The following is a 24,593-nucleotide window of genomic DNA, read 5'->3' as shown; positions in this document are numbered from 1 at the left end:
GGAGGATCAACGCCGTGAAGCGGGACTTCGACCTCATCGTCTATGGCGCGACGGGTTACACTGGCCGTCTCATCGCCGAATATCTGGCGACATCTTATCGCGGCGACGATGCTCCGTCCTGGGCAATTGCGGGACGTTCGACCGACAAACTCCAGAAGGTCCGTGCCGACATCGGCGCACCGGACGATTTGCCGTTGGTGAAGGCGGATGCCGCCGAGCCGGCCAGCCTGCGTTCGATGTGCGAGCGCGCGGCCGTGATCGTCACCACGGTCGGGCCCTATCAGCTTCACGGTCCCGAGCTAGTGGCGGCCTGCGCGGCCACCGGCACGGCCTATGTTGATCTTTGCGGTGAACCGGGCTGGATGCGGCGCATGATCGACGTCCATCACGAAGAGGCGAAACGGACCGGCGCGCGCATCGTCTTCTCCTGTGGCTTCGATTCCATCCCGTTCGACCTCGGTGTGCTCACGTTGCAGGAGAAAGCGCGCGAGAAATTCGGACGCCCGGCGCGGCGGGTCAAGGCTCGTCTGCGCAAGGTGAAGGGCGGCATGTCCGGTGGGACCGCGGCGAGCGCTCAGGCGACGCTGGCCACCGCGGCGCGCGACCCGGCCCTGATCCGGCTGCTGACCGATCCGTTCGCGTTGACGCCGGGCTTCACCGGGCCGTCTCAGCCATCGGGCCTCGTCCCCGAATATGACACGAGCATGCACGCGTGGCTCGTGCCGTTCCCAATGGCGCCGATCAACACCAAGAACGTGCACCGCACGAACTTCCTGTTGGGACATCCCTACGGCAGGGACTTCGTTTATGACGAGATGATGGTGGCGCCGGGACTTGGGGACATCGCGAGCGTGACGACGGAGGCGCTCGCCACGGTGGTGTCCTTGTTCGGGACCGGCGGTCTCAAACGCGGCGCAGGCCCGACCCGGGAAGCGCGCGAGAGGGGCTTCTACGACATCTTCTTTCTGGGCGAGGTGCCGGATGGCGGACCGGTCGAGGCCGTCGTCACCGGCGACCGCGATCCGGGCTATGGCTCGACCAGCAAGATGATCGCCGAGAGCGCACTCTGCCTCGTGCGCGACGTGCAGGGCGAGGGCGGCATCTGGACGCCAGGCGCACTGATGGGGCCGGCCTTGCGCGACCGTCTGAAGGCCCGTGCCGGCCTCACCTTCAGCGCGCGTTGAGGTCGCGCGCAGGATTGGGGCGGCGTGCTGGATTGCTTGCGCCATCGCCAAGGTTTCGGCGGACAAGTCGCGGAGCCTGTCATGCAATGACTGGATGGTTACGCGCCATTCCGGGGCGCGCGTCAGCGCAAACCCGGAATCCAGAGGTGGTCGAGTGAGATTCCGGGGTCGATGCTACGCATCGCCCCCGGAATGACGATGGATCAATCCACCAGGATCACCCTGACATCGTTGACGTTGGTCAGCGTCGGCCCGGTCAGCAACAGGTCCCCGGTCTGCGCGAAGAAGCCCGTGGCGTCATTGTTCTCGAGATAGGCCCTCGGATCGAGGCCGATCGATTTCATCTTCGCGAACGTCGCCTGATCGATCACGGCCCCGGCGGGGTCGGTGGCGTTGCCGGCACCGCCATCGGCGCCGTCGGTGTCGGCGGCGAGCGCGGAGATGTCGGGCACATCCTTGAGCAGATCGGCCAGCGCCAGCGCGTATTCCTGGTTGGGCCCGCCGCGGCCATTGCCGCGCACGGTCACCGTGAGCTCGCCTCCGGAGATGATTGCGATCCGCTTGCCTTCGCTGCGCGCTTTCAGCGCGAGCCGCGCGTGCCCGGCCGCGACGTCGCGGGCCTCGCCTTCGAGATCGGCGCCAAGCGCGATGGTCTCATAGCCGGCGTCCTGCGCGACCTTCACGGCGGCATCGATCGAGGCATTCGGCTTCGCCAGCAGTTCGAACGTCGCCCGCGCAAAGGCGGGATCGCCGGGCTTGCAGCTCTCGTTCCTGGGATCGTCAAGCGCGCGGCGGACCGCGTCATCGACGGAGAGATCGTATCTGGCGACCAGCGCGCGGGCATCCGCGAGCGTGGTTGGATCCGGTACCGTGGGTCCCGAGGCGATCGCGGAGGGATCGTCATGCGGCACGTCTGAGATCGCCAGCGTGACGATCTCGGCGGCGTGCTGGCCGGCGCGCGCCAGCCGTCCGCCCTTGATCCGCGACAGGTGTTTGCGGACGATGTTCATCTCGCCGATCGGCGCGCCGGAGCGCAGCAGCGCGCGGTTGACCTGCTGCTTCTGGGCGAAGCTCACGCCTTCGACCGGCGCGATCCAGTTCGCCGAACCGCCGCCGGTCAGCAGCACCAGCAGGAGATCGTCTGCCGTCGCCTCGGCGGCGAGCCGCAGCGTATCGTCGGCCGCCCGCAGGCCGGCCTCATCCGGCACCGGGTGGCCGGCCTCGACCACCTTGATCCGGCGGGTCGGCACACCATGGCCATGGCGCGTGGTGGCGATGCCGACCAGCCGCGTCGGTGCAAGGCCGAGCGTGTCGAGATAGTGCCGTTCCGCCGCCGCGGCCATGGCGCCGGCGCCCTTGCCGGCGGCAAGGCAGATCACGCGTCCCTTCGGCGCCGGCCGCAACCGCGATGCCAGCACGACATCGGGATGCGCAGCCGCCACCGCGGCATCAAAGATCGAACGCAGGAACGGACGACGGTCGGGCATGGGTATACCTTCGCGAGAGCCGGGACGTGGGTAGATTGGGCCGCATTAACGCTGTGTTCCCTCTCCCGCTCGCGGGGGAGGGCTAGGGTGGGGGTGCTGCCACGAGTCGCACTGCGGGGGAAAGCCCCCACCCGGATCGCATCTTTGATGCGATCCGACCTCCCCCGCAAGCGGGAGAGGTGAAGGAAGGTGCGTTGCCTCCAATCGAAACAAGCTCCGTTCCGTCTCTAGTTTCCGACGACTTCGCCGCTGATGACGTCGCCGAACAATTGCCAGCGCTCGCCCTTGAACTGCATCAGTTGCAGTTGCTCGATCGGCTGGAAGTCGTCGGGACTTGTACTCAGCGTGACGCCGGGCAGCAGGCCGCCCTGCGCAAACTGCTTCAGGCTTGCCGCCTGCTTCATCACATTGGCGCGGGTGAGGTCGTCGCCGCAGCGGCGCAGCACCTCGACCATGGTGGTTGCCATGTTGTAGCCGGTCATCGCCGAGGCATCGACACGGTTGGTGTCGGGCATGTATTTGGCGAGCAAATCGTCGAACGCCTTCATGCCTGCGTCGTCCTTCCACTGCGGATCGCTGGCGTCCTTGGCGTAGGCCGCCGAGATCACGCCCTGCGCATTGTCGAGCCCGGCCGGACGCATCACCGTCGCGGTGGAGGCCGATACGTTGGAAACGAACGTCACCGGCTTCCAGTTCATCTCGCCGAGCTTCTTGATCGCTTGGGCGCCGAATTTCGGCGTGGTGAAGAAGATGATGACGTCGGGGTTGGAGGATTTCAGTCGCACCACATGGGAATCGATGGTCGGTTCGGCGACTTCATAGCTCTCCTTGGCGGCGATCCGCGCGGGATCGCTGGCGAAGCCGTCCTCCAGGCCCTTGAGGTAGTCCTTGCCCATGTCGTCGTTCTGGTAGAGCACCGCGACCTTGGCGGCCGGCTTCTCCTTGAGCAGATATTTCGCGTAGATCCGCGACTCGCTCTGGTAGCTGGGCAGCCAGCCCATGGTCCAGGGGAAGCTCTTCGGGTCGTTCCACTTGGTGGCGCCGGTGGCGACGAACAGCTGCGGCACCTTCTTGGCGTTGAGATACTTCTGGATCGCGGTGTTGGAGGCGGTGCCGAGCGTGCCGAACAGGAACAGCACCTCGTCGCTTTCGACCAGCTTGCGCGCCTGCTCCACGGCCTTCGGTGGCGAATAGGCGTCGTCATAGGACACGAAGTTGATCTTGCGCCCGTTGACGCCGCCGTCGTCGTTGACCTTCTTGAACACGGCGGCCATCGCCTTGCCGACCACGCCATAGGCCGACGCCGGGCCGCTATAGGGCACGATGTTGCCGATCTTGATCTCGGTATCGCTCGCACCGGTGTCGTATTTCTTCTGCGCCCATGCGGCATTGCCGGCCGCGGTGGCGACAGCGAGGCCGAGCAGGGCGGTTGCGATACGGTGTCGGATCGGCATCGGCATTTCCCGAAATCTCCTTGTTGTTGCCGCCGCGCGAGGGGCGGTTTCTTGCGGGATTTCCTAGCGCATTGCCGGGCAAAGTGTAAGCGGCATCGCCCGGGCCGGGCGGCGGGCGGGTGCTCTAGCTCATGAAAAGCCCCCTGCGACGGTATCGCAGGGGGCCATTCTCAGCCGGTAATTTGCGGGAAATCAGCCGCCGACGTCGGCGCTGATGACGTCACCGAACAGTTCCCATTTCTCGCCCTTGAACTTCATCAGCTGCAACTGGCTGATCGGGGCGAAATCATTCGCGGCGGTGTTGATCTTGATGCCGGGCAGCAGCACCTCGGTGCGGAAGTCCTGCAGGTTCGCCGCCTGCTTCATGATGTTCTCGCGGGTGAGGTTGTCGCCGCACTGCTTGAGCACCTGGACCAGGGTCTGGGCCACGCCGAAGCCGACCACGGTGCCGCCGTCGAGCTTGTCGCCCTCGGGGAAGTCCTTGGCCATGAAGGCGTAGAATTCCTTCATGCCGGGATCATTGTCCCACTGCTTGTCGGAGGCGTCCTTCAGGTAGGCGGCCGAGATGATGTCTTGCGCGTTCTCGAAGCCGGCCGGCTTGATCACGCTGCCGACCGAGGCCGACACGTTGTTGAGGAAGTGGGTCGGCTTCCAGCCGATCTCGGCAATCTTCTTGATCGCCTGCGCCGCGAATTTCGGCGTCGCGATGTCGATGAAGACGTCGGCGTTGCTGGACTTCAGCTTGACGATGTTGCTGTCGATCGTGGGCTGGGAAGTCTCGAAGCTCTCTTCGGCGACGATCATGCTGGCGGCCTTCTGGCCAAGGCCGTCTTTGAGACCCTTCAGATAGTCCTTGCCGTAATCGTCATTCTGGAACAGCACCGCGATCTTGGCGTTCGGCATGTTCTTCAGAATGTATTTTGCGTAGATCTGGGTCTCGCTCTGGTAGTTGGGCTGCCAGCCCATGGTCCAGGGAAAGTCCTTCGGGTCATTCCACTTGGTGGCGCCGGTGGCGACGAACAGCTGCGGCACCTTCTTGGAATTCATGTACTTCTGGATCGCCGAGTTGGACGGCGTGCCGAGCGAGTTGAAGATCAGCAGCACCTCGTCGCTCTCGACCAGCTTGCGGGCCTGCTCCACGGCTTTCGGCGGCGAATAGGCGTCATCGTAGGAGATGAAGTTGATCTTGCGGCCGTTGATGCCGCCGGCGTCGTTGATCTTCTTGAAATAGGCGGCCTCGGTGCGGCCGATGATGCCGTAGGCGGATGCGGGTCCGCTGTAGGGCATGATGTTGCCGATCTTGATTTCGGTGTCGCTGGCGCCGGTGTCGTATTTCTTCTGGGCAAACGCGGCGCTGCCGGACGTGGCGACGAGCGCGAGCGCGGCCCCGAGGACCGCAAGTCTAGTGGTAGCGGACATTGATGTCTCTCTCCCTGTTGTCAGACGGATGTGTCGCGGCCCCCTTGTTTCGAGGGCTCTCTTATTTGGCTGTAGTGATTAGCATTTTAGGCGGTCGGTCTCAATGAAAAGCCCCTGCGACAACGCCGCAGGGGCTCTCGTCTTTAGTCGACAATTTCGGGTTAGCCGCCGACGTCGCCGCTCAAAATTTCACCAAAGCGCTCCCAGGTCTCGCCCTTGAACCGCATCAGTTGCAGTTGCGAAAGCGGCGCGAAGTCGGTCGCCGAGGTGTTGACCTTGACGCCCGGCAACAGGCCGCCGAGCTCGAGGTCGCGGATGCTGGCGGCTTGCTTCATGATGTTCTCGCGCGTCAGATTGTCGCCGCACGCCCGCAGCACGTGCTCGAGACCCTGCGCGACGGTGTAGGCGTACATCACGGACGCGTCGGCGCGGTTTGCTTCAGGGTAGTACTTATCCAGGAATTGGTTCCAGGCGATCATGCCCTTGTCGGTCTTCCACTGCGGATCGGTCGGATCCTTCAGATATTGCGACGAGACGATGTCCTGGGCGTTCTCGAAGCCCGCCGGCTTGATCACGCTGCCGATCGACGAGGAGACGTTGTTGAGGAAATGCAGCGGCTTCCAGCCGAGCTCGTTGTTCTTCTTGATGGCCTGTGCCGCGAATTTCGGCGTCGTGATGTTGAAGAATACGTCGGCGCCGGTGGCCTTGAGCTTGACGATGTGGGAATCGATGGTCGGCTCGGTCACCTCGTAGCTGTCCTCGGCGACGATCATTGAGGCGGCCTTGGCGCCGAGCCCGTCCTTGAATCCCTTCAGATAGTCCTTGCCGTAATCGTCGTTCTGGTAGAGCACCGCGATCCTGGCGTCCGGCTTGTTCTTCAGGATGTACTTCGCATAGATGATGGACTCGCTCTGGTAGTTGGGCTGCCAGCCCATGGTCCAGGGGAATTCCTTCGGGTCGTTCCACTTGGTGGCCCCGGTGGCGACGAACAGTTGCGGCACCTTCTTCTGGTTCATGTATTTCTGGATCGCCGAGTTCGGCGGCGTGCCGAGCGAATTGAAGATGATCAGCACCTCATCGCTCTCGACGAGCTTGCGCGCCTGCTCGACGGTCTTCGGCGGCGTGTAGGCGTCGTCGTAGCTGATGAAGGTGATCTTGCGGCCGTTGATGCCGCCCTCGGCGTTAACCTTGCGGAAATAGGCTTCCTCGGTCTTGCCGATCACGCCATAGGCGGAGGCTGCTCCGCTGTAGGGCATGATGTTGCCGATCTTGATCTCGGTGTCGCTGGCGCCGGTGTCGTATTTCTTCTGCGCGACGGCGGGGCTCGTGGCCGCCGCGAGCAGTGCGAGGGCAGCCGAAATGGCCCCCAATCGCAAGTGGATAGCAGGCATTTTGATCTCCCTTGGATCACCATGAATGTGTCACGATTTTTGGAATGGGAGCACTTCGCGGCCCCTCGCGGCATTGAATACCTTTCGCCTGGTGCCAGCAACAGGAAGCCCCCCGCGGTGGTGCCGCGGAGGGCGTCATTTAGTCGAACGCGATGCGAGGAAAACCTGCGTTGCGGAAGCGCCTCGCGATACACGCGAAACGTTTGCGTTGAGGCCGTGCGTCGTCCTAGTTGCTCAGATTGCTCGAAATGATGTCACCGAACAGCTCCCACCTCTCGCCCTTGAACCGCATCAGGCGCAGCTGCTTGATCGGCGCGAAGTCGGTGGCCGAGGTGTTGATGCTGATGCCCGGCAGCAGCGTGTCGGGGACATAATCCTTCAGGCTCGCGGCCTGCTTCATGATATTGGCGCGGGTCAGATCGTCACCGCACATTTCCAGCACCTTCGCCATGGTCTGCGCGGCGGCGTAACCGAAGGAGGTGGCGCCGTCGAGCTTGTTGGCGTCGGGATAATCCTTCTTGAGGAAGGCAAGGAATTTCTCCATGCCGGGATCCTTGTCCCATTGTGGGTCGGCGCCGTCCTTGAGGTAGGACGCCGACAGGATGCCCTGCGAATTCTCGAAGCCCGCCGGCTGCATCACGCCGCCGACCGAAGCCGAAACGTTGGCGACGAACTGCAGCGGCGTCCACGCGATCTCGGCCGCCTTCTTGATGGCCTGCGCCGCGAATTTTGGCGTCGTGACGCTGACGAAGGTGTCGGCGCCGGCGGCCTTCAGCTTGATGATGCGATTGTCGATTGTGGGCTCCGACGTCTCGTAGGCCTCTTCGGCGACGATCATCGTGGCCTTGTCGCCGAAAGCGTCCTTCAGTCCCTTGAGGTAGTCCTTGCCGAAATCGTCATTCTGGTAAAGCACGCCGACCTTGGCGTCGGGCTTGTGCTTCATGATGTATTTTGCGTACACCCGCGCCTCGTCCTGGTAGGACGGTTGCCAGCCCATGGTCCATGGATAGTCCTTGGGGTCGTTCCACTTGGAGGCGCCGGAAGCGATGAACAGCTGCGGCACCTGCTTCTCGTTCATGTACTTTCGGATCGCGGCGTTGCTTGAGGTGCCGACCGAGCCGAACACCAGCAGCACCTCGTCGTCCTCGACCAGCTTGCGCGTCTGCTCCACGGTCTTGGCCGGCGAGTAGCCGTCGTCATAGGAGATGAACGTGATCTTGCGGCCGCGGATGCCGCCGGACGCGTTGATCATCTTGAAATAGGCCGCCTCGGTCCTGCCGATCACGCCATAGGCTGAGGCGGGACCGCTGTAGGGCACGGTGTTGCCGATCCTGATCTCGGTGTCGCTGGCCCCGGTGTCGTAGGCCTTCTGCGCCAGCACGGCATTGCAGCTCGTCAGGATCAGAGCGAATGCGGACAATAGCGCCGTCAGGGACGGGCGTACGGCAATCATGGTTTCCCCACCTCGTATTCTTGTGCCGTGTATTCAATACCATCGGCGCCGGGCGTCAACAAAAAGCCCCCGCGACGGGATCGCGGAGGCCGTTGTTTTATTCCCGCAGTGCAACGTTACTCGGAGGGAACGTCGCCGGAGATGATCTCGCCGAACAGTTCCCATTTCTGGCCCTTGAAGCGCTGCATCTGCAGCTGGGCGATCGGGGCGAAATCGGTGGCCGAGGTGTTGATCTTGACGCCGGGCAACAGGGTGTCCGGCGTAAAGTCCTTCGGGCTCGCGGCCTGCTTCATGACGTTGGCGCGGCTCAGATCGTCGCCGCACATTTCGAGCACCTTGGCGAGCGTCTGCGCGGCGCCATAGCCGTAGACGACGCCGTTGTCGGTCTTGTCGACGCCCGGCATGTACTTGTCGAGGAAGGCGTTCCACTTCTTCATGCCGGGATCGTTGCCCCATTGCGGGTCGGAGCCGTCCTTGGCATAGGCGGCCGAGAGCACGCCCTGGGCGTTCTCGAAGCCGGCGGGCTGCATCACGCTGCCGACCGAGATCGCCACGTTGGTGATGATCTGCAGCGGCTTCCAGCCGAGCTCGGCGGTCTTCTTGATGGTCTGGGCGCCGAATTTCGGCGTGGTGTAGATCAGCAGCACGTCGGGATTGGCGGCCTTGATCTTGACGATATGGCCGTCGATCGACGGCTCGGAGACCTCATAGCTCTCCTCCATGATGATGCTGGAGGCCGCCTTGGCGCCGAAACCGTCCTTGGTGCCCTTGAGGTAGTCTTTGCCGAAATCGTCGTTCTGATAGAGGATCGCGACCTTGGCGTCGGGCTTCTCCCTCAACAGCCATTTGGCATAGATCTGCGCTTCGCTCTGGTAGCTGGGCTGCCAGCCGATGGTCCACGGGAAGTTCTTCGGGTCGTTCCACTTGGTGGCGCCGGTGGCGACGAACAGCTGCGGGATCTTCTTGGAGTTGAGGTACTTCTGGATCGCGGTGTTCGACGGCGTGCCGAGCGGGTTGAACACGACGAGCACCTCGTCGCTCTCGACCAGCTTGCGCACCTGTTCGACCGCCTTCGGCGGCGAATAGGCGTCGTCATAGCTCACGAAGCTGACCTTGCGGCCGTTGATGCCGCCCTGATCGTTGATCATCTTGAAGTAGGCTTCTTCGGTCTTGCCGATCACGCCATAGGCGGAGGCCGGTCCCGAATACGGCATGATGTTGCCGACCTTGATCTCGGTATCGCTTGCGCCGGTGTCGTATTTCTTTTGGGCGAATGCGGCAGTGGACGTCGCAGCAACAGCGACGATCGCCGCGGAAATCGCGGCGATCCGAACGGTAGAAAGCATAATGTCTCCTGGTTTGCTTCGATAGGCTGTTAGTTTTTCTTGAGCTTTGCGGCCAGTTGCTGGGCAACGATCGCAACCTGCCTGGCGCCGTGCGGCACGAGGAAGATGACGAGGAACAGCAGCACGCCGAACACCGCACCCGAAAGGCCCTTGGAGATGCCTTCCGCGATATTCGGCACGAAGATGATGAAGGCGGAGCCTACGATCGAGCCGGGCAGCCAGCCGACGCCGCCGACCACCATGCCGAGGAACAGCGAGATCGCGAGCTGGATGGTGTAGCCGTCGGGCGCCACGAACTGCACCGCGATGGCGCCGAGACCGCCGGCGACGCCGGTAATGCCGGCCGAGACGCCGAACGCCAGCGTCTTGTACAGCGCGACGTCGACGCCCATCGCGGAGGCCGCGATCTCGTTGTCGCGGATCGCCATGAAGGCGCGGCCGGAGCGCGAGCGCAACAGGTTCACCGAGGCGATATAGATCGCGATCGTGACCACCAGCGTGAAGTAATACAGCCACATGTCCTGCCCCATCGGCAGGCCGAACGGCGCATCCGGCTTGGTCACGACCAGCCCCTGCACGCCGCCGGTCCAGTGCTCGAAATAGCCGAGCTTGAGGAGCTGCGGCATCGCGGTTGCGAGCGCAAAGGTGGCGAGCGCCAGATAGACGCCGGAAAGCCGCAGCGCCGGCTGGCCGAACAGGAAGCCGAAGCCGAAGCAGACGATGCCGGCGATAGGCAGCGTGAGGGCATAGTTCATGCCCACATGCTCCATCAGGATCGCCGAGGTATAGGCGCCGACGGCGTAGAACGCGCTCTGACCGAGCGAGAACTGTCCGGAGCCGCCGGTCAGGATGTTGAGCGCCATCACCGCGAGGCCGTAGATCAGAAGCATCGTCATCTGGAAGATGATGAAGTTCTTCACGAACAGCGGGATCAGGATCAGCGCGGCGAGCACCACGAGCGAGGTGCCATAGCCGAGCGTCATGGCGCGCTTGGGAACGGCCTCGACGGCCTGGCCTTCGGTGACGACTTCGACTTCTTCAGCGGCGCTCATGATCAAACTCGCTTCACGATGGCGCGACCGAACAGGCCTGCCGGTTTGACGACCAGGACGACAATGATCAGCGCAAGCGCGATCGGAAGTTTCAGCTCATTGCCGACCCCGGGGATGTAGGTGCCGACGAGGTTCTCGAAGATGCCGACCAGGAAGCCGCCCATCACCGCGCCGAACGGACTGGTCAGGCCGCCGAGCACGGCGGCAGCAAACCCGTAGATCAGCACGCCCAGCATCATGTTCGGCTCGAGGAACACCACCGGCGCGATCATCATGCCGGCGATTGAGCCGATCGCCGCGGCCATGCCCCAGCCCAGCGCGATCATCCACGAGGTGTTGATGCCGACCAGCCGCGCCGATTCCGGCACCGATGCGGCGGCACGCATCGCAAGACCCACCCGGGTGAAGCGGAAAAAGAAGAACAGCAGGAGCAGCATCAAGAGCGTAATGCCGATCATGCCGGCCTGGTGGGTCGAGATCAGCTGGCTGCCGAGGAACGGGGAAGAGCCGAACGGCGTCGGATATTGCTTGATGGTGAAGTCCCAGATCAGGCCGGCGACGCTGTTGATGATCGCATACAGCGCGATAAAACCGGCGACGTTGGTCAGGATCGGCGCCTTCGCCAGCGGCTTGAACAAGAGCCGCTCGATCGCAATGCCGGCGGCGAAGGAAAACGCGACGGTGAGCACGAAAGCGCCCCAATATGGCACGCCCCATTGCATCAGCTGCCAGGAGACGAAAGTCGAGAACATCGCCATTTCGCCCTGGGCGAAATTCAGATGGTCGATGGCCTGGTAGATCATGACCACCGCGAGCGCCATGCAGGCATAGATCGCGCCGGTGGCGATGCCGGCCAGGACCTGGTTGGCAAAAAGCTCCATTGTGCCAGCTCCTCAGTAGCCGAGATAGGATTTGCGGACGTCTTCGTTGTTCGCGATGTCCTTGGCATTGCCCGACATCACGATCCGTCCGGTTTCGATCACATAGGCCTGGTCGGCGAGCTCGAGCGCGAGCTGCGCGTTCTGCTCGACCACCAGGATGGTCACCTTTTCCTCGCGATTGATCTTGCCGAGGATGCGGAACAGGTCGCGCACGATCAGCGGCGCGAGGCCGAATGACGGCTCGTCGAGCAGCATCAGCCGCGGCCGCAGCATCAGCGCGCGCGCCACCGCGAGCATCTGCTGCTCGCCGCCCGACAGCGTGCCTGCCTGCTGGGTGTAGCGTTGCTTCAGCACCGGGAAATGTTCGTACATTCGCTCGATGTCGGAGCCGATGGCCTGCTTGTCCGAGCGGCTGATGGCGCCGAGCTGCAGGTTTTCCTCCACCGTCATGTTGGTGAAGGTGCCGCGGCCCTGCGGCACATGGGCAATCCCGAGGCGGACCACGTTCTCGGTCGAACGGGTGCCGATCGGCTTGCCCTCGAACTCGATCGCGCCGGTCGAGCGCACCATGTTGCAGATCGCCCGCAGCGTGGTGGTCTTGCCGGCGCCGTTGGCGCCGAGCAGCGTGGTCAACGAACCCTCGTTGAGCGAGAAACTGAGGCCGTGCAAGGCCTGGACCTGACCGTAATAGGCGCGCAGGTCCTTGACGTTGAGCATCGCTGTCATTGGTCCTTGCTCCCCAGATAGGCCTTGATGACATCAGGGTCGGCCTGGACCTGGGCCGGCGTGCCTTCGGCAAGCTTGCGGCCGAAATTGAGCGCGACGACGTGGTCGGCGATCGACATCACGAGACCCATGTGATGCTCGACCAGCAACACCGTAATTTTACGGTCGTCGCGGATTTTTCGGATGAGGTCGCCGAGCACGTAGACTTCCTCGTGATTGAGGCCGCCGGCCGGCTCGTCGAGCAGCAGGATCTTCGGATCCGCGGCCAAAGCGCGCGCCAGCTCGACGCGCTTCTGGGTGCCGAACGGAAGTCCCGAGACCACGGTGTGGGCGACGTCCTCGAGATCGAGATAGCCGAGGATGTCGTGCACCTTCTTGTTCATGTCGTGCTCGCCGCGGCGGACCCAGGCGAGGCGCAGCGAGTCGCTGACGATGTCGCTCGAGGTGCGCGCATGCGCGCCGACGCGCACATTGTCGATCACGGACAGGTTGGGGAACAGCGCGACGTTCTGGAAGGTGCGGCCGATACCGATCTCGGCGATCCGGTGCGGCGGGCGCGACAGGATGCTCTTGCCTTCCATCAGGATGTCGCCGGATGACGGCTGGTACAGCCGCGACAGGCAGTTGAACAGCGTCGTCTTGCCGGCGCCGTTCGGCCCGATCAGGCCGAGGATCTGTCCATGACGCATGTCGAACGACACGCCGTTCAACGCGATGATGCCGCCGAACACGACGCTGACGTCGCGAACCGCGAGCAGAGGATCATTCCCCTGCGCGAGCTGTGCCTGCGTCATCTCGTCTCGCCCGCCGTCTTCGAGCGGTGCGAGCGGCCCTGCGATGTGCTTCGCCGGACGTGATGGAGGCTATCTGATCCCCTCGGCCAAACGTGCAACTTTCCCTCCTACTCTGGTCTTTTTGCTTGTTTCTTTTTTGGATTGCGGCGCCATTCCACCGAGCGCCTGCTCGATGTTCCTTACCATCGCGACAAGGCGAGGTCCAATGTCGTTGAGCAATCGATCTTCCGTGAAGCGGAATGCCGGCGCGCCGCAATTGAAAGCATAGGGGCCGGTTCCGTCGTTCAGTTTCAATGCAACGCCGGCCGCGGCGACATCATCCTGCCAGTCGCCGGTGGACAAGGTGAATCCGTGCTTCGCCACCGTCTCGCCGGAGCGCTCGATGCCGTCGCGGATCTTGGCCCAGCGGCTGCCATAGTGATCTCGCAGCTCGCGTAATAAAGCCGCGCGCTCCTCGGGTGGCAATGCCCAAATATAGGCACGCCCCATCGCCGTGGTTGCGATCGGCACCCGCGAGCCGACGTCGAGTTGCACGCCGAGCGCCAGGCCGTTCCGGCTCTGGCCGAAATAGATCATGCTGTGACGGTCGCGGCCGCCGACGGCGACTGCGCCGCCGGTCGCGCGCATCACTTCTTCCCGATAAGGTTCGGACAAATGCCGAACGCCGAGATTGGCGAGCGCGGCGTAGCCGAGTGCCATCGCCGACGGCGCGAGCTGGTACTTCTCGAACTTCGGTACAGGTGTAAGGTATCCCAGCTTGGTCAGCGTGTAGGTCAGGCGGGAAATGGTCGGCTTCGGTAATTTGGTGCGGGCCGCAATCTCCTGATTGCCGAGCAGCCCGTCATTGGGTTGAAATGCACGCAGGACGTCCAGTCCGCGGGAAAGCGCGACAACGAAATTGCGATCGGTCGCTGCTTTTTTTCCGGCGCGCTTCATTCCCTGACCTTGTCATGCTCGTTGACAAGGCTCGTGCTTCAAAATAACCCTCCGTGTCAAGATGTGGAATTAAATTTCGCAGTGCGAAATTGGTCTAATCGTAGCGGCTCAACGCAAGTCGTGCAGCTACTCAACGCAAGAACAAGCATCCAGGGAGAGTCCCGGTGAGTGAAGTCGTCAAGCTCGAACGTCATGACAACATTGCAGTCGTCACGGTTAACAGTCCGCCTGTGAACGCGCTGAGCGCGGCCGTGCGCGGCGGTATCTTCGATGGCATCAAGGCCGCGATCGACGATCCGCAGGTTCAGGGTATCGTGCTGACCTGTGCCGGCCGCACCTTCATCGCCGGCGCCGACATCACCGAATTCGGCAAGCCGCCGAAGCCGCCCGGGCTCGCCGAAGTGCTGAGCCTGATGGAAAGCTCGCCGAAGCCGATCGTTGCCGCGATCCACGGCACCGCGCTCGGCGGCGGTCTCGAGGTCGCACTGGCCTGCCACTATCGCGTCGCCACCAAGGACGCCAAGCTCGGCCTGCCCGAGGTGAAGCTCGGCCTGCTGCCGGGCGCCGGCGGCACCCAGCGGCTGCCGCGCGCAGTCGGTCCCGAGCTCGCGGTCAAGATGATCGTCGGCGGCGACCCGATCAGCGCCGAGGTGGCGCTCAAGAACGGCCTGATCGAGGAGATCGTGGAAGGTCCGGCGTCGGGCGGCGAGGCCTTTGCGCGCAAGCTGGTCGCCGAGAAGCGTCCGCTGCGCAAGCTGCGTGATGACGACTCCAAGCTCGCCGCGGCAAGGGCCGATCGTTCGATCTTCACCAATGCGGTCGCCGCGCTGACCAAGAAGGCGCGTGGCCTCGAGGCGCCGTTCGCTGCCGCCGACGCCGTCGGTGCCGCAATCGACCTGCCGTTCGACGAGGGCCTGAAGAAGGAGCGCGAGGGCTTCCTCAAGCTGATGAACGGCGACCAGTCCAAGGCGCAGCGTTACGCCTTCTTCGCCGAGCGTGAAGCCGCCAAAATCTCCGGTGTTCCCGAGGGCACCAAGGGCCGCAACGTGGCGCGCGTCGCCATCCTCGGCGCCGGTACCATGGGCGGCGGCATCGCGATGTCGTTCGCCAATGCCGGCATCCCGGTCACCCTGGTCGAGACCGGCGAGGAGCAGCTGAAGCGCGGCCTGGGCATCATGCAGAAGAACTATGAGGCGACCGCCGCGCGCGGTGGCATCCCGGCGGACGCGCCCGCCAAGCGCATGGCCTTGATCAGCGGCGTCGTCGGTATCGAGAACGTCGGGGATGCTGACCTGGTTATCGAGGCGGTGTTCGAGACCATGGCGGTCAAGAAGGAAGTGTTCGGCAAGCTCGATCAGTACGCCAAGCCGGGCGCTGTGCTGGCCTCCAACACCTCCTACCTCAACATCGACGAGATCGCGCAATCGACCAAGCGTCCGCAGGACGTGCTCGGCATGCACTTCTTCTCGCCGGCCAACGTCATGAAGCTGTGCGAGATCGTGCGCGCCGACAAGACCGCGCCGGACGCGCTCGTCACCGCCGTCTCGATCGCCCGCAAGATCGCCAAGGTGCCGGCCGTGGTCGGCGTCTGCGACGGCTTCGTCGGCAACCGCATGCTGGCGCAGCGCGGCAAGCAGTCCGAGAAGCTGCTGTTCGAAGGCGCGCTGCCGCAGCAGGTCGACGCCGTGGTGACGAAGTTCGGCATGCCGATGGGCCCGTTCGCGATGGGCGATCTCGCCGGTCTCGATATCGGCTGGCGTTCGCGCAAGGACCGCGGCATCAAGTCGGAGATCGCGGACGCGCTGTGCGAAGCCGGCCGTTTCGGCCAGAAGACCGGCAAGGGCTACTACAAGTATGAGCAGGGTTCGCGCGCGGCCCTGCCCGATCCGGAGGTCGAGAAGTTGATCGACGAAACGCTGTTGCGCCTCGGCCGCAAGAAGCGCGTCGTCAGCGACGACGAGATCCTCGAGCGCATGATGTACCCGATGATCAACGAAGGCGCGAAGATCCTCGCCGAGGGCATCGCGGCGCGGCCGTCCGACATCGACGTGGTCTGGCTCTATGGCTATGGCTGGCCGATCTATCGCGGCGGCCCGATGTTCTGGGCCGACACGGTGGGCCTGAAGCACATCGCCGATCGTCTGGCCTTCTATGCCAAGGAGACCAATGATCCCTCGCTCGAGCCGGCGCCGCTGCTCAAGAAGCTCGCCGACGAGGGCAAGACCTTCGCCTCGCTCGCCGCGGCATCGAAGGCGGCGTGATCGTCTTCGACGACGCGAAGGCGGTGACAGGGTTCCCTCCCCCTTGCGGGGGAGGGTAGGGAGAGGGGTGGCGGCATCGGGACTGCCCGAGTGGTACCCCTTCCCCCAATCCCTCCCCGCAAGGGGGAGGGGAGCCCGCGCGCCGGTGCTCACCTTACGAAAGCGAAGACGTTCATGATTGGTCATCCCGGCGAACAATATTATCCCAACGGCGTGCAGTGGAGCGACGAGATCGCACGCGGCACGCTGCCGGATCTGCTCTCGAATGCGGCCGCGGAGTTCGGCGCGCGTCCGGTGCTCGAATTCCGGGAACGCCAGATCAGCTACAGCGAACTGGAAACCCTGGTCGAGACCGCCGCCGCCGCCTTCATGCGGGCCGGCTACGGCAAGGGCACGTCGGTCGCATTGTTTCTCGGCAACTCGCCCGATCATCCGATCAATTTCTTCGGCGCGCTGAAGGCCGGCGCTCGCGTCGTGCATCTGTCGCCGCTCGACGGCGAGATCGCGCTGTCGCACAAGCTGTCCGATTCAGGCGCGCGCGTGCTGGTCACCAGCAACCTCTCGGCGCTGTTGCCGACCGCGCTGAAATTCCTCGCCAAGGGTCTGCTCGACCGGCTCATCGTTTGCGAGGATGATAATTGGGGCAAGGTCGGCACGCCGCAGACTGCGTTGCCGGACAATCCCGCCATCATCACCCACCGCCAGTTCATCGACGGCGCGACCAGGCCGGCGCAATGGCCCGCGGTCGACGTCGAGGACGTTGCGCTGCTGCAATATACCGGCGGCACCACCGGCCTGCCCAAGGGCGCGATGCTGAGCCACGGCAATCTCACCGCGGCGGTGTCGATCTACGACGTCTGGGGCAAGCCGGGACGGCTGGAACGCAATGCGATCGAGCGCGTGATCTGCGTGCTGCCGCTTTTTCATATCTATGCACTGACCGTCGTGCTGCTGTCGGCGATCCGGCGCGGCCATCTGATCTCGCTGCATCAACGCTTCGACGTCGAGGCGGTGATGCGCGACATTGAGGTCAAGCGCGCGACGGTGTTTCCCGGCGTGCCGACGATGTGGATCGCGATCGCCTCGCTTCCCGATCTCGACAAGCGCGATCTCTCCTCGCTCGTGGTCGCCGGCTCCGGCGGAGCGCCGCTGCCGGTCGAAGTCGCTAAGGTCTTCGAGCGCCGGGTCGGCATGAAGCTGAAGAGCGGCTGGGGCATGACCGAAACCTGCTCGCCCGGCACCGGCCACCCGAAGGAAGGACCGGAGAAGCCGGGCTCGATCGGGCTGATGCTGCCCGGCATCGAGATGGACGTGGTGTCGCTGGAGGATTCCACCAGGGTGATGCCGGTCGGCGAGGTCGGCGAAATCCGCATCCGCGGCCCGAACGTCACCAAGGGCTACTGGAACAGGCCCGCGGAAACCGCGGAGGCCTTTGTCGGCGACCGCTTCCTCACCGGCGACATCGGCTACATGGACGCCGACGGCTATTTCTATCTGGTCGATCGCAAGAAGGACATGATCATCTCCGGCGGCTTCAACGTCTATCCGCAGATGATCGAGCAGGCGATCTACACCCATCCTGCCGTGCAGGAAGTGATCGTGATCGGCATCGTTGATGACTACCGCGGCGAAGCGGCAAAAGCCTTCATCAAGCTGCGCGACGGGCAGCCAGCGTTCTCCGTCGACGAGCTGCGCGCGTTCCTCACCGGCAAATTGGGCAAGCACGAACTGCCGGCCGCGGTCGAGTTCGTCGCTGAATTGCCGCGCACCCCGGTTGGCAAGCTGTCGCGCCACGAATTGCGCCAGCAGCAGCCGAAGACATCTCCGTCCAAACCACAACAGCCTGCATCAGGACCCCGGTCATGACGGACGCAGTCATCGCGCCTGTTCGAGGTGTTGTAGTTATTTCGTCGTCCCGGCCAAGCAAAGCGCGAGCCGGGACCCATACGCCGCGGCCCGCGCAAGAGGCACAAGCGGCGGCCGGCTTTGCCAGTTGTGATGGCCGGTGGTTATGGGTCCCTGCTTTCGCAGGGACGACAGCGAGAGAGTTAGAAGGGTAATTCAACTTTCAAAAGGAGGATCCGATGGATCTCGCTTTCACCAAGGAAGAGATAGCGTTTCGCGAGGAGGTGCGGGAGTTCTTCAAGAACAACGTGCCGCCGGAGACAAGGCGCAAGCTGCAGGAAGGCCGCCATCTGTCGAAGGACGAGATGGTGACCTGGTGGCGCATCCTCAACAAGAAGGGCTGGGGCGTCACCCACTGGCCGAAGGAATATGGCGGCACCGGCTGGACCACCGTGCAGCACTACATCTTCAACGAGGAGCTGCAGTCCTATCCGGCGCCGCAGCCGCTCGCCTTCGGCGTCAGCATGGTCGGCCCGGTGATCTACACCTTCGGCAACGAAGCGCAGAAGAAGCAGTATCTGCCGCGCATCGCCAGTGTCGACGACTGGTGGTGCCAGGGCTTTTCGGAGCCGGGCTCGGGTTCGGACCTCGCGTCGCTGAAGACCAAGGCCGAGCGCAAGGGCGACAAGTGGATCATCAACGGCCAGAAGACCTGGACCACGCTGGCCCAGCACGCCGACATGATCTTCTGCCTCTGCCGCACCGACAACAATGCGAAGAAGCAGATGGGCATCTCCTTCATCGTGTTCAGCATGAAGTCGAAGGGCGTCACCGTGCGCCCGATCCAGACCATCGACGGCGGCGTTGAGGTCAACGAAGTGTTCTTCGACGACGTCGAGGTGCCCTATGAAAACCTGATCGGCGAGGAGAACAAGGGCTGGGATTACGCAAAATTCCTGCTCGGCAATGAGCGCACCGGCATCGCCCGGGTCGGCGTATCGAAGGAGCGGCTGCGCCGCATCCGCGCGCTGGCCTCCAAGGTCGAGGCCGGCGGCCGCCCGGTGATCGAGGATCCGGCGTTCCGCGAAAAGCTCACCGCCTGCGAGATCGAACTCAAGGCGCTCGAGCTCACCCAGCTCCGTGTCGTCGCCGACGAGGGCAAGCACGGCAAGGGCAAGCCAAATCCGGCGTCCTCGGTGCTCAAGATCAAGGGCTCCGAAATCCAGCAGACCACGACCGAGCTCCTGATGGAGATCATCGGTCCGTTCGCCGCGCCCTATGACGAGCATGGCGATGCCGGCTCGAACGAGAGCATGGATTGGACCGCGCAGATCGCGCCGAGCTACTTCAACAACCGCAAGGTTTCGATTTACGGCGGCTCCAACGAGATCCAGCGCAACATCATCAGCAAGGCGGTGCTGGGGCTTTAGGCCGCACATTCAGCTGTCGTCCCCCGCCTTGTGCGGGGGACCCAGTACGCCGCGGCAGTCATGGCAGACAACGACTGCCGGCGATTACTGGATCCCCGCATTCGCGGGGGTGACGAGTGGAGATCAGGGCGGACGCCCGCGTGATTTTGGAGAGATGGTAACATGGATTTTGATCTGTCCGAGGAGCAACGGCTTCTCAAGGAAAGCGTCGACGGGCTCCTCAGCGATGCCTACGACTTCGATGCGCGCAAGAAGTACATGAAGGAGAAGGGCGGCTGGAGCAAAGCCCTATGGGGCAAGCTCGCTGAGCAGGGTCTGCTCGGTCTGCCGTTCGCGGAGACCGACGGCGGCTTCGGCGCCGGCGCGGTCGAGACCATGATCGTGATGGAAGCGCTCGGCAAGGCGCTGGTGGTCGAGCCCTATCTCGCCACCGTTGTGGTCGCCGGCGGCTTCCTGCGCCATGGCGGCTCGGCCGAGCAGAAGGCCAAGTACATTCCCGGCATCATCGACGGCAGCAAGACCTTCGGCTTTGCGCAGCTCGAGAAGAACTCGCGTTACGACCTCTTTGACGTCGTGACCACCGCCAAGAAAAAGGGCGACGGCTGGGTGATCGACGGCGAGAAGTTCGTCGTGCTGAACGGCGAGAACGCCGACACGCTGATCGTGACTGCACGCACCAAGGGTGCGCAGCGCGACAAGACCGGCATCGGCGTGTTCCTGGTTCCGGCGGACGCCAAGGGCGTCACCCGGAAGGGCTATCCCACCCAGGACGGCCTGCACGCGGCCGACATCACCTTCACCAATGTCGAGGTCGGTGCGGATGCTGTGATCGGCGATCCCGAGAACGGCCTGCCCCTGATCGAGCGCGTGGCGGACGAAGCCCGCATTGCGCTGTGCGCGGAAGCCGTCGGTGCGATGGATGAGTCGCTGAAGGAGACCGTCGAGTACATCAAGACCCGCAAGCAGTTCGGCGTTGCGATCGGCTCGTTCCAGAGCCTGCAGCACCGCGCCGCCGACATGTTCGTGGCGCTGGAGCAGGCCCGCAGCATGTCGATGTTCGCGACCATGGCGTCTGATTTCGACGATGCCAAGGAGCGTTCGTCCGCGGTCGCGGCCGCCAAGGTGCAGGTCGGCAAATCCTTGAAGTTCGTCGGCCAGCAGTCGATCCAGCTCCATGGCGGCATCGGCATGACCATGGAGGCCAAGATCGGTCACTACTTCAAGCGGCTGACCATGATCGAGAACACGCTCGGTGACACCGACTACCACCTCCGTCGCGTCAGCGAGGGCGGCGGGCTGCTGGGTTGAGATGTCGTTGCCGGGCTTGACCCGGCAACCCATCGCTCTTGAAAAGATGGATGCGCGGGTCAAGCCCGCGCATGACGGGTTTTGTAGACGTCAGGGAAACAACAATGAAAAACACCCCGTTCGATCTCACCGGCCAGGTCGCCGTCGTCACCGGCTCGAGCCGCGGCATCGGCCGCTCCTCGGCTGAACTGCTGGCAAAGCTCGGCGCCAGGGTCGTGATCTCCTCGCGCAAGGCGGATGCCTGCGAGGAAGTCGCCGACGGCATCAAGAAGGCGGGTGGTGACGCGCTCGTGATCCCCTGCAACATCGCGCGCCGCGCGGAGGTCGAGGGGCTGATCTCAGGCACGCTGAAGCACTACGGCAAGATCGACATCCTGGTCTGCAACGCCGCGGTGAATCCCTATTACGGCCCGCTGCTCGACATCACGGACGAGGCCTTCGACAAGATCATGGGCTCCAACGTCAAGAGCAACATCTGGCTTTCCGCGCTGGCGATCCCGCAGATGGCCGAACGGGGCAAGGGCTCGGTCGTGATCATCTCCTCGATCGGCGGCCTGCGCGGCTCGACCGTGATCGGCGCCTACGGCATCTCCAAGGCGGCGGATTTCGCGCTGTGCCGCAGCCTCGCCGGCGAGTGGGGCCCGAAAGGCGTGCGGGTCAATTGCGTGGCGCCGGGCCTGGTGAAGACCGATTTCGCCCGCGCGCTGTGGGAGGACCCGGACAATCTGAAGCGCCGCACTGCGTCGACGCCGCTCCGCCGCATCGGCGAGCCCGACGAGATCGCCGGCGCAGTGGCTTACCTTGCCTCCGACGCGTCGACCTTCATGACCGGCCAGACCATTGTGGTCGACGGCGGCGTGACGACGGCGGCGACGTAAGCGGCTTGCTCTCTACAAGATAGAGCTCAAACGTCACACAATCTCGTCATGCCCGGCCTCGTGCCGGGCATCCACGTCTTTGGCGGTTGTTTTGAGCAAGACGTGGATGGCCGGGACAGGCCCGGCCATGACGAGGCTATCGCGCCAGCCTCAAACCTGCTCCAGCGCCCGCACAAAATCCTCGATCAGGTCGTCGGGGTGTTCAAGCCCGGCCGAGAAGCGAATAAAACCTTCGCTGATGCCGAGTTCGGCGCGGGCCTCCGGCGCCAGGCGCTGATGCGTCGTGGTCGCGGGATGCGTCACCAGGCTCTTGGCGTCGCCGAGATTGTTGGAGATGCGCGAGATCTTCAGCGCATTGAGGCAGCGGAAAGCACCGGCCTTGCCGTCCTTCACCTCGAAGCCGACCAGCGTCGAACCGGCGCCCATCTGCTTCTTCACCGTCTCGGCCTGCGGATGATCGGCGCGGCCGGGATAGACCAGCCGCGTGACCTTGGGATGCTGCGCCAGCGCCTCGGCGATCTTCGCCGCGTTTTCGGTCTGGGCGCGGACCCGGACGGCAAGCGTCTCGAGGCCCTTCAGCAGCACCCAGGCGTTGAACGGCGACAGCGACGGGCCGGTCTGGCGCATGAAGTTATGGATGTGCTCGGCGATGAAGGCCTCCGACGACAGGATGATGCCGCCGAGGCAGCGGCCCTGACCGTCGATATGCTTGGTCGCGGAATAGACCACGACGTCGGCGCCGAGCGACAGCGGGTTCTGCCAGATCGGCGTCGCGAACACATTGTCGACGATCAGCCGCGCGCCGCCGCTATGCGCGATCTCAGCGATTGCCGCGATATCGAGCACGTCGAGCGTCGGATTGGTCGGGCTCTCCAGGAAGAAGGTTTTCGTGTTCGGCCGCAACGCGCGCTGCCACTGGTCGAGATCGAGGCCGTCAACCAGCGTCGTCTCGATGCCGTAGCGCGGTAACAAATCCTGCACGACATAGAGGCACGAGCCGAACAGCGCCTTCGACGCCACCACGTGATCGCCGGCCTTCAGCGGCGCGAGGATCGCGGTGGTCACCGCGGCCATCCCGGTAGCGGTCGAGCGCGCGGCTTCCGCGCCCTCGAGCTCGATCATGCGGCGCTCGAACATCGCAATGGTCGGATTGGAGTAGCGCGAATAGATGAAGCCGGGGTCCTGGCCCTTGAAACGCGCCTCGCATTGCTCGGCGCTGTCGTAGACGTAGCCCTGGGTGAGAAACAGCCCTTCCGACGTCTCGCCGAATTGCGAACGCAGCGTGCCGCCATGGACGAGGCGGGTTTCGGGACGGAAGCGGGCGGTAGCTTTGGATTCAGACATGTGACCTCCGAGGTGGCCATTCCCTTGGAAATGGCCACAAAAAAACCGGCCTGGAGAAACCTCCACAAGCCGGGATCACACTGTCCCCGGCCTGTTTAGCGACTTATTTAACGTGGCTGCAAGCCGGCCGGCTCAAATCACCACGGGATAAGTGCAGCTGATATTCCCTCGCGCCCTTTCCGTCAAGACGGTCATCGGATAACCCGTAAAAGCCCATATATTGGGGCTTGATGGCCGCTCAGAGGTTGATTTTGGGCCATCCCGAGGGACCGCGCCGTGTCGTTCACGCTGGAAGAAGAATCCAACGGAATTCTGCCCGACCGCATGATCGCGGAGATGGCGGAGGCCGGCCTCATTCTGCCCGCCTACGACTTTGTCGAGAGCCAGATCCAGCCGGCGAGCCTCGATCTCCGCCTCGGCGACATCGCCTTTCGGGTGCGGGCAAGCTTCCTGCCGGGGCCCGACGCCACCGTCGCCGAGCGGATCGACCAGCTGAAGCTGCACGAAATCGATCTCTCCGACGGCGCAGTGCTGGAGACCAACTGCGTCTACATCGTCCCGCTGCTGGAGAGCCTGGCGCTGCCGCCGGAGATCGTGGCCGCGGCCAACCCGAAGAGCTCGACTGGACGGCTCGACGTCTTCACCCGCGTGATCGCCGACGGCACCCGCCGCTTCGACATGATCGGTGCCGGCTATCACGGCCCGCTCTATGCCGAGATCAGCCCGAAGACGTTTCCGGTGCTGCTGCGCGAGGGCTCGCGGCTCAGCCAAGTCCGCTTCCGGATCGGCGAGGCGACCTTGACGGCCGACGAGCTCGACGCGCTGCACGCCGCTGAGCGGCTGGTCGACGCCGACAATGCCGATCTCACCCACGGCGTTGCACTCTCGGTCGATCTCTCCGGCGAGAGCTCGGGCGGCTTCGTCGGCTATCGCGCCAAGCGCCACACCGGCGTCGTCGATATCGATCGCCGCGGCGGCTACTCGGTCGACGAGTTCTGGGAGCCGATCAAGGCGCGGCCCGACGGCAGCCTCATCCTCGATCCCGGCGAGTTCTACATCCTGGCTTCGAAAGAGGCCGTGCAGGTGCCGCCGGACTACGCCGCGGAGATGGTGCCGTTCGATCCCTTGGTCGGCGAATTCCGTGTCCACTATGCCGGCTTCTTCGATCCCGGCTTCGGCTATGCCGGCGCCGGCGGCAAGGGCGCGCGCGCCGTGCTCGAAGTGCGCTCGCGCGAGGTGCCGTTCATCCTCGAGCATGGCCAGATCGTCGGCCGCCTCGTCTATGAGCGCATGCTCGAGCGCCCCGATGCGCTCTACGGCCAGCGTATCGGCTCGAACTACCAGGCGCAGGGCCTGAAGCTCTCAAAGCATTTTCGCGTGTAATTCCGTAGCCCGGATATCGGG

At 63.9% G+C, this 24,593-nt stretch carries 19 protein-coding genes and 1 riboswitch; of the genes, 7 read left to right on the top strand and 12 right to left on the bottom strand.

Annotated elements, in window-relative coordinates:
- Window positions 1-14 precede the first annotated feature (14 nt).
- Window positions 15-1,184, top strand: coding sequence for a trans-acting enoyl reductase family protein (locus K359_RS0102425; RefSeq protein WP_029077906.1), 1,170 nt, complete (start codon window positions 15-17; stop codon window positions 1,182-1,184).
- 203 nt (window positions 1,185-1,387) lie between these two features.
- Here K359_RS0102425 and K359_RS0102420 read toward each other — a convergent pair whose 3' ends face one another.
- The 11 genes from K359_RS0102420 to K359_RS0102370 form a co-directional block, all read right to left on the bottom strand.
- Window positions 1,388-2,671, bottom strand: coding sequence for a glycerate kinase (locus K359_RS0102420; RefSeq protein ID WP_029077905.1), 1,284 nt, complete (start codon window positions 2,669-2,671; stop codon window positions 1,388-1,390).
- 227 nt (window positions 2,672-2,898) lie between these two features.
- Window positions 2,899-4,125, bottom strand: coding sequence for an ABC transporter substrate-binding protein (locus tag K359_RS0102415; protein ID WP_029077904.1), 1,227 nt, complete (start codon window positions 4,123-4,125; stop codon window positions 2,899-2,901).
- A 192-nt stretch (window positions 4,126-4,317) separates the two neighbouring features.
- The gene (locus K359_RS0102410) at window positions 4,318-5,544 is read right to left on the bottom strand and encodes an ABC transporter substrate-binding protein (protein ID WP_029077903.1); all 1,227 of its coding nucleotides are present in this window, start codon (window positions 5,542-5,544) and stop codon (window positions 4,318-4,320) included.
- A 161-nt stretch (window positions 5,545-5,705) separates the two neighbouring features.
- A complete protein-coding gene (locus K359_RS0102405) occupies window positions 5,706-6,935 on the bottom strand; it encodes an ABC transporter substrate-binding protein (RefSeq protein WP_029077902.1) in 1,230 nt (409 codons plus the stop codon).
- 226 nt (window positions 6,936-7,161) lie between these two features.
- Entirely contained in the window at window positions 7,162-8,388 is a 1,227-nt protein-coding gene (locus K359_RS0102400) for an ABC transporter substrate-binding protein (protein ID WP_029077901.1), read from the bottom strand.
- 116 nt (window positions 8,389-8,504) lie between these two features.
- Complete coding sequence (locus K359_RS0102395; RefSeq protein WP_029077900.1) at window positions 8,505-9,734, bottom strand: ABC transporter substrate-binding protein; 1,230 nt, start codon at window positions 9,732-9,734, stop codon at window positions 8,505-8,507.
- A 29-nt stretch (window positions 9,735-9,763) separates the two neighbouring features.
- On the bottom strand, window positions 9,764-10,786 hold the full coding sequence (locus K359_RS0102390; RefSeq protein ID WP_029077899.1) for a branched-chain amino acid ABC transporter permease: 1,023 nt from the start codon (window positions 10,784-10,786) through the stop codon (window positions 9,764-9,766).
- Between the two features lie 2 nt (window positions 10,787-10,788).
- The gene (locus tag K359_RS0102385; protein ID WP_029077898.1) at window positions 10,789-11,667 is read right to left on the bottom strand and encodes a branched-chain amino acid ABC transporter permease; all 879 of its coding nucleotides are present in this window, start codon (window positions 11,665-11,667) and stop codon (window positions 10,789-10,791) included.
- Window positions 11,668-11,679: 12 nt separating this feature from the next.
- Entirely contained in the window at window positions 11,680-12,393 is a 714-nt protein-coding gene (locus tag K359_RS0102380) for an ABC transporter ATP-binding protein (protein ID WP_029077897.1), read from the bottom strand.
- A complete protein-coding gene (locus K359_RS0102375) occupies window positions 12,390-13,187 on the bottom strand; it encodes an ABC transporter ATP-binding protein (RefSeq protein WP_029077896.1) in 798 nt (265 codons plus the stop codon). The genes K359_RS0102380 and K359_RS0102375 overlap by 4 nt, the downstream gene beginning before the upstream one ends.
- A 69-nt stretch (window positions 13,188-13,256) precedes the next feature.
- The gene (locus tag K359_RS0102370) at window positions 13,257-14,123 is read right to left on the bottom strand and encodes an IclR family transcriptional regulator (protein ID WP_029077895.1); all 867 of its coding nucleotides are present in this window, start codon (window positions 14,121-14,123) and stop codon (window positions 13,257-13,259) included.
- Window positions 14,124-14,287: 164 nt separating this feature from the next.
- On the opposite strand from K359_RS0102370, the gene K359_RS0102365 reads away from it, so the two are divergent.
- From K359_RS0102365 to K359_RS0102345, 5 genes are all read left to right on the top strand, one after another.
- Window positions 14,288-16,384: a 3-hydroxyacyl-CoA dehydrogenase NAD-binding domain-containing protein gene (locus K359_RS0102365; protein ID WP_029077894.1), complete on the top strand. Its 2,097-nt coding sequence runs from the start codon at window positions 14,288-14,290 to the stop codon at window positions 16,382-16,384.
- A gap of 177 nt (window positions 16,385-16,561) precedes the next feature.
- Window positions 16,562-18,250 (top strand): dicarboxylate--CoA ligase PimA, encoded by a 1,689-nt coding sequence (gene pimA, locus K359_RS0102360; protein WP_029077893.1) that lies wholly within the window; start codon window positions 16,562-16,564, stop codon window positions 18,248-18,250.
- 218 nt (window positions 18,251-18,468) lie between these two features.
- Window positions 18,469-19,659, top strand: coding sequence for a pimeloyl-CoA dehydrogenase large subunit (pimC, locus tag K359_RS0102355; protein WP_029077892.1), 1,191 nt, complete (start codon window positions 18,469-18,471; stop codon window positions 19,657-19,659).
- Window positions 19,660-19,821: 162 nt separating this feature from the next.
- On the top strand, window positions 19,822-20,967 hold the full coding sequence (gene pimD, locus K359_RS0102350) for a pimeloyl-CoA dehydrogenase small subunit (protein ID WP_029077891.1): 1,146 nt from the start codon (window positions 19,822-19,824) through the stop codon (window positions 20,965-20,967).
- 104 nt (window positions 20,968-21,071) lie between these two features.
- Window positions 21,072-21,845, top strand: a complete 774-nt coding sequence (locus K359_RS0102345) for an SDR family NAD(P)-dependent oxidoreductase (protein WP_029077890.1) — start codon at window positions 21,072-21,074, stop codon at window positions 21,843-21,845.
- Between the two features lie 150 nt (window positions 21,846-21,995).
- Here K359_RS0102345 and K359_RS0102335 read toward each other — a convergent pair whose 3' ends face one another.
- Window positions 21,996-23,189 carry an O-succinylhomoserine sulfhydrylase gene (locus tag K359_RS0102335; RefSeq protein ID WP_029077889.1) on the bottom strand — a complete coding sequence of 398 codons (1,194 nt, stop codon included), beginning with the start codon at window positions 23,187-23,189 and terminating at the stop codon, window positions 21,996-21,998.
- 74 nt (window positions 23,190-23,263) lie between these two features.
- A riboswitch (SAM riboswitch) is annotated at window positions 23,264-23,343 on the bottom strand.
- Between the two features lie 122 nt (window positions 23,344-23,465).
- On the opposite strand from K359_RS0102335, the gene K359_RS0102330 reads away from it, so the two are divergent.
- Window positions 23,466-24,572: a 2'-deoxycytidine 5'-triphosphate deaminase gene (locus K359_RS0102330; RefSeq protein ID WP_029077888.1), complete on the top strand. Its 1,107-nt coding sequence runs from the start codon at window positions 23,466-23,468 to the stop codon at window positions 24,570-24,572.
- Window positions 24,573-24,593: the final 21 nt, after the last annotated feature.

This window comes from Bradyrhizobium sp. th-b2 (genome assembly GCF_000426785.1).
Taxonomy (GTDB): Bacteria; Pseudomonadota; Alphaproteobacteria; order Rhizobiales; family Xanthobacteraceae; genus Bradyrhizobium; species Bradyrhizobium septentrionale.
The sequence above is the reverse complement of the archived record's forward strand: the minus strand, read 5'-3'. Positions and strand labels throughout refer to the sequence as shown.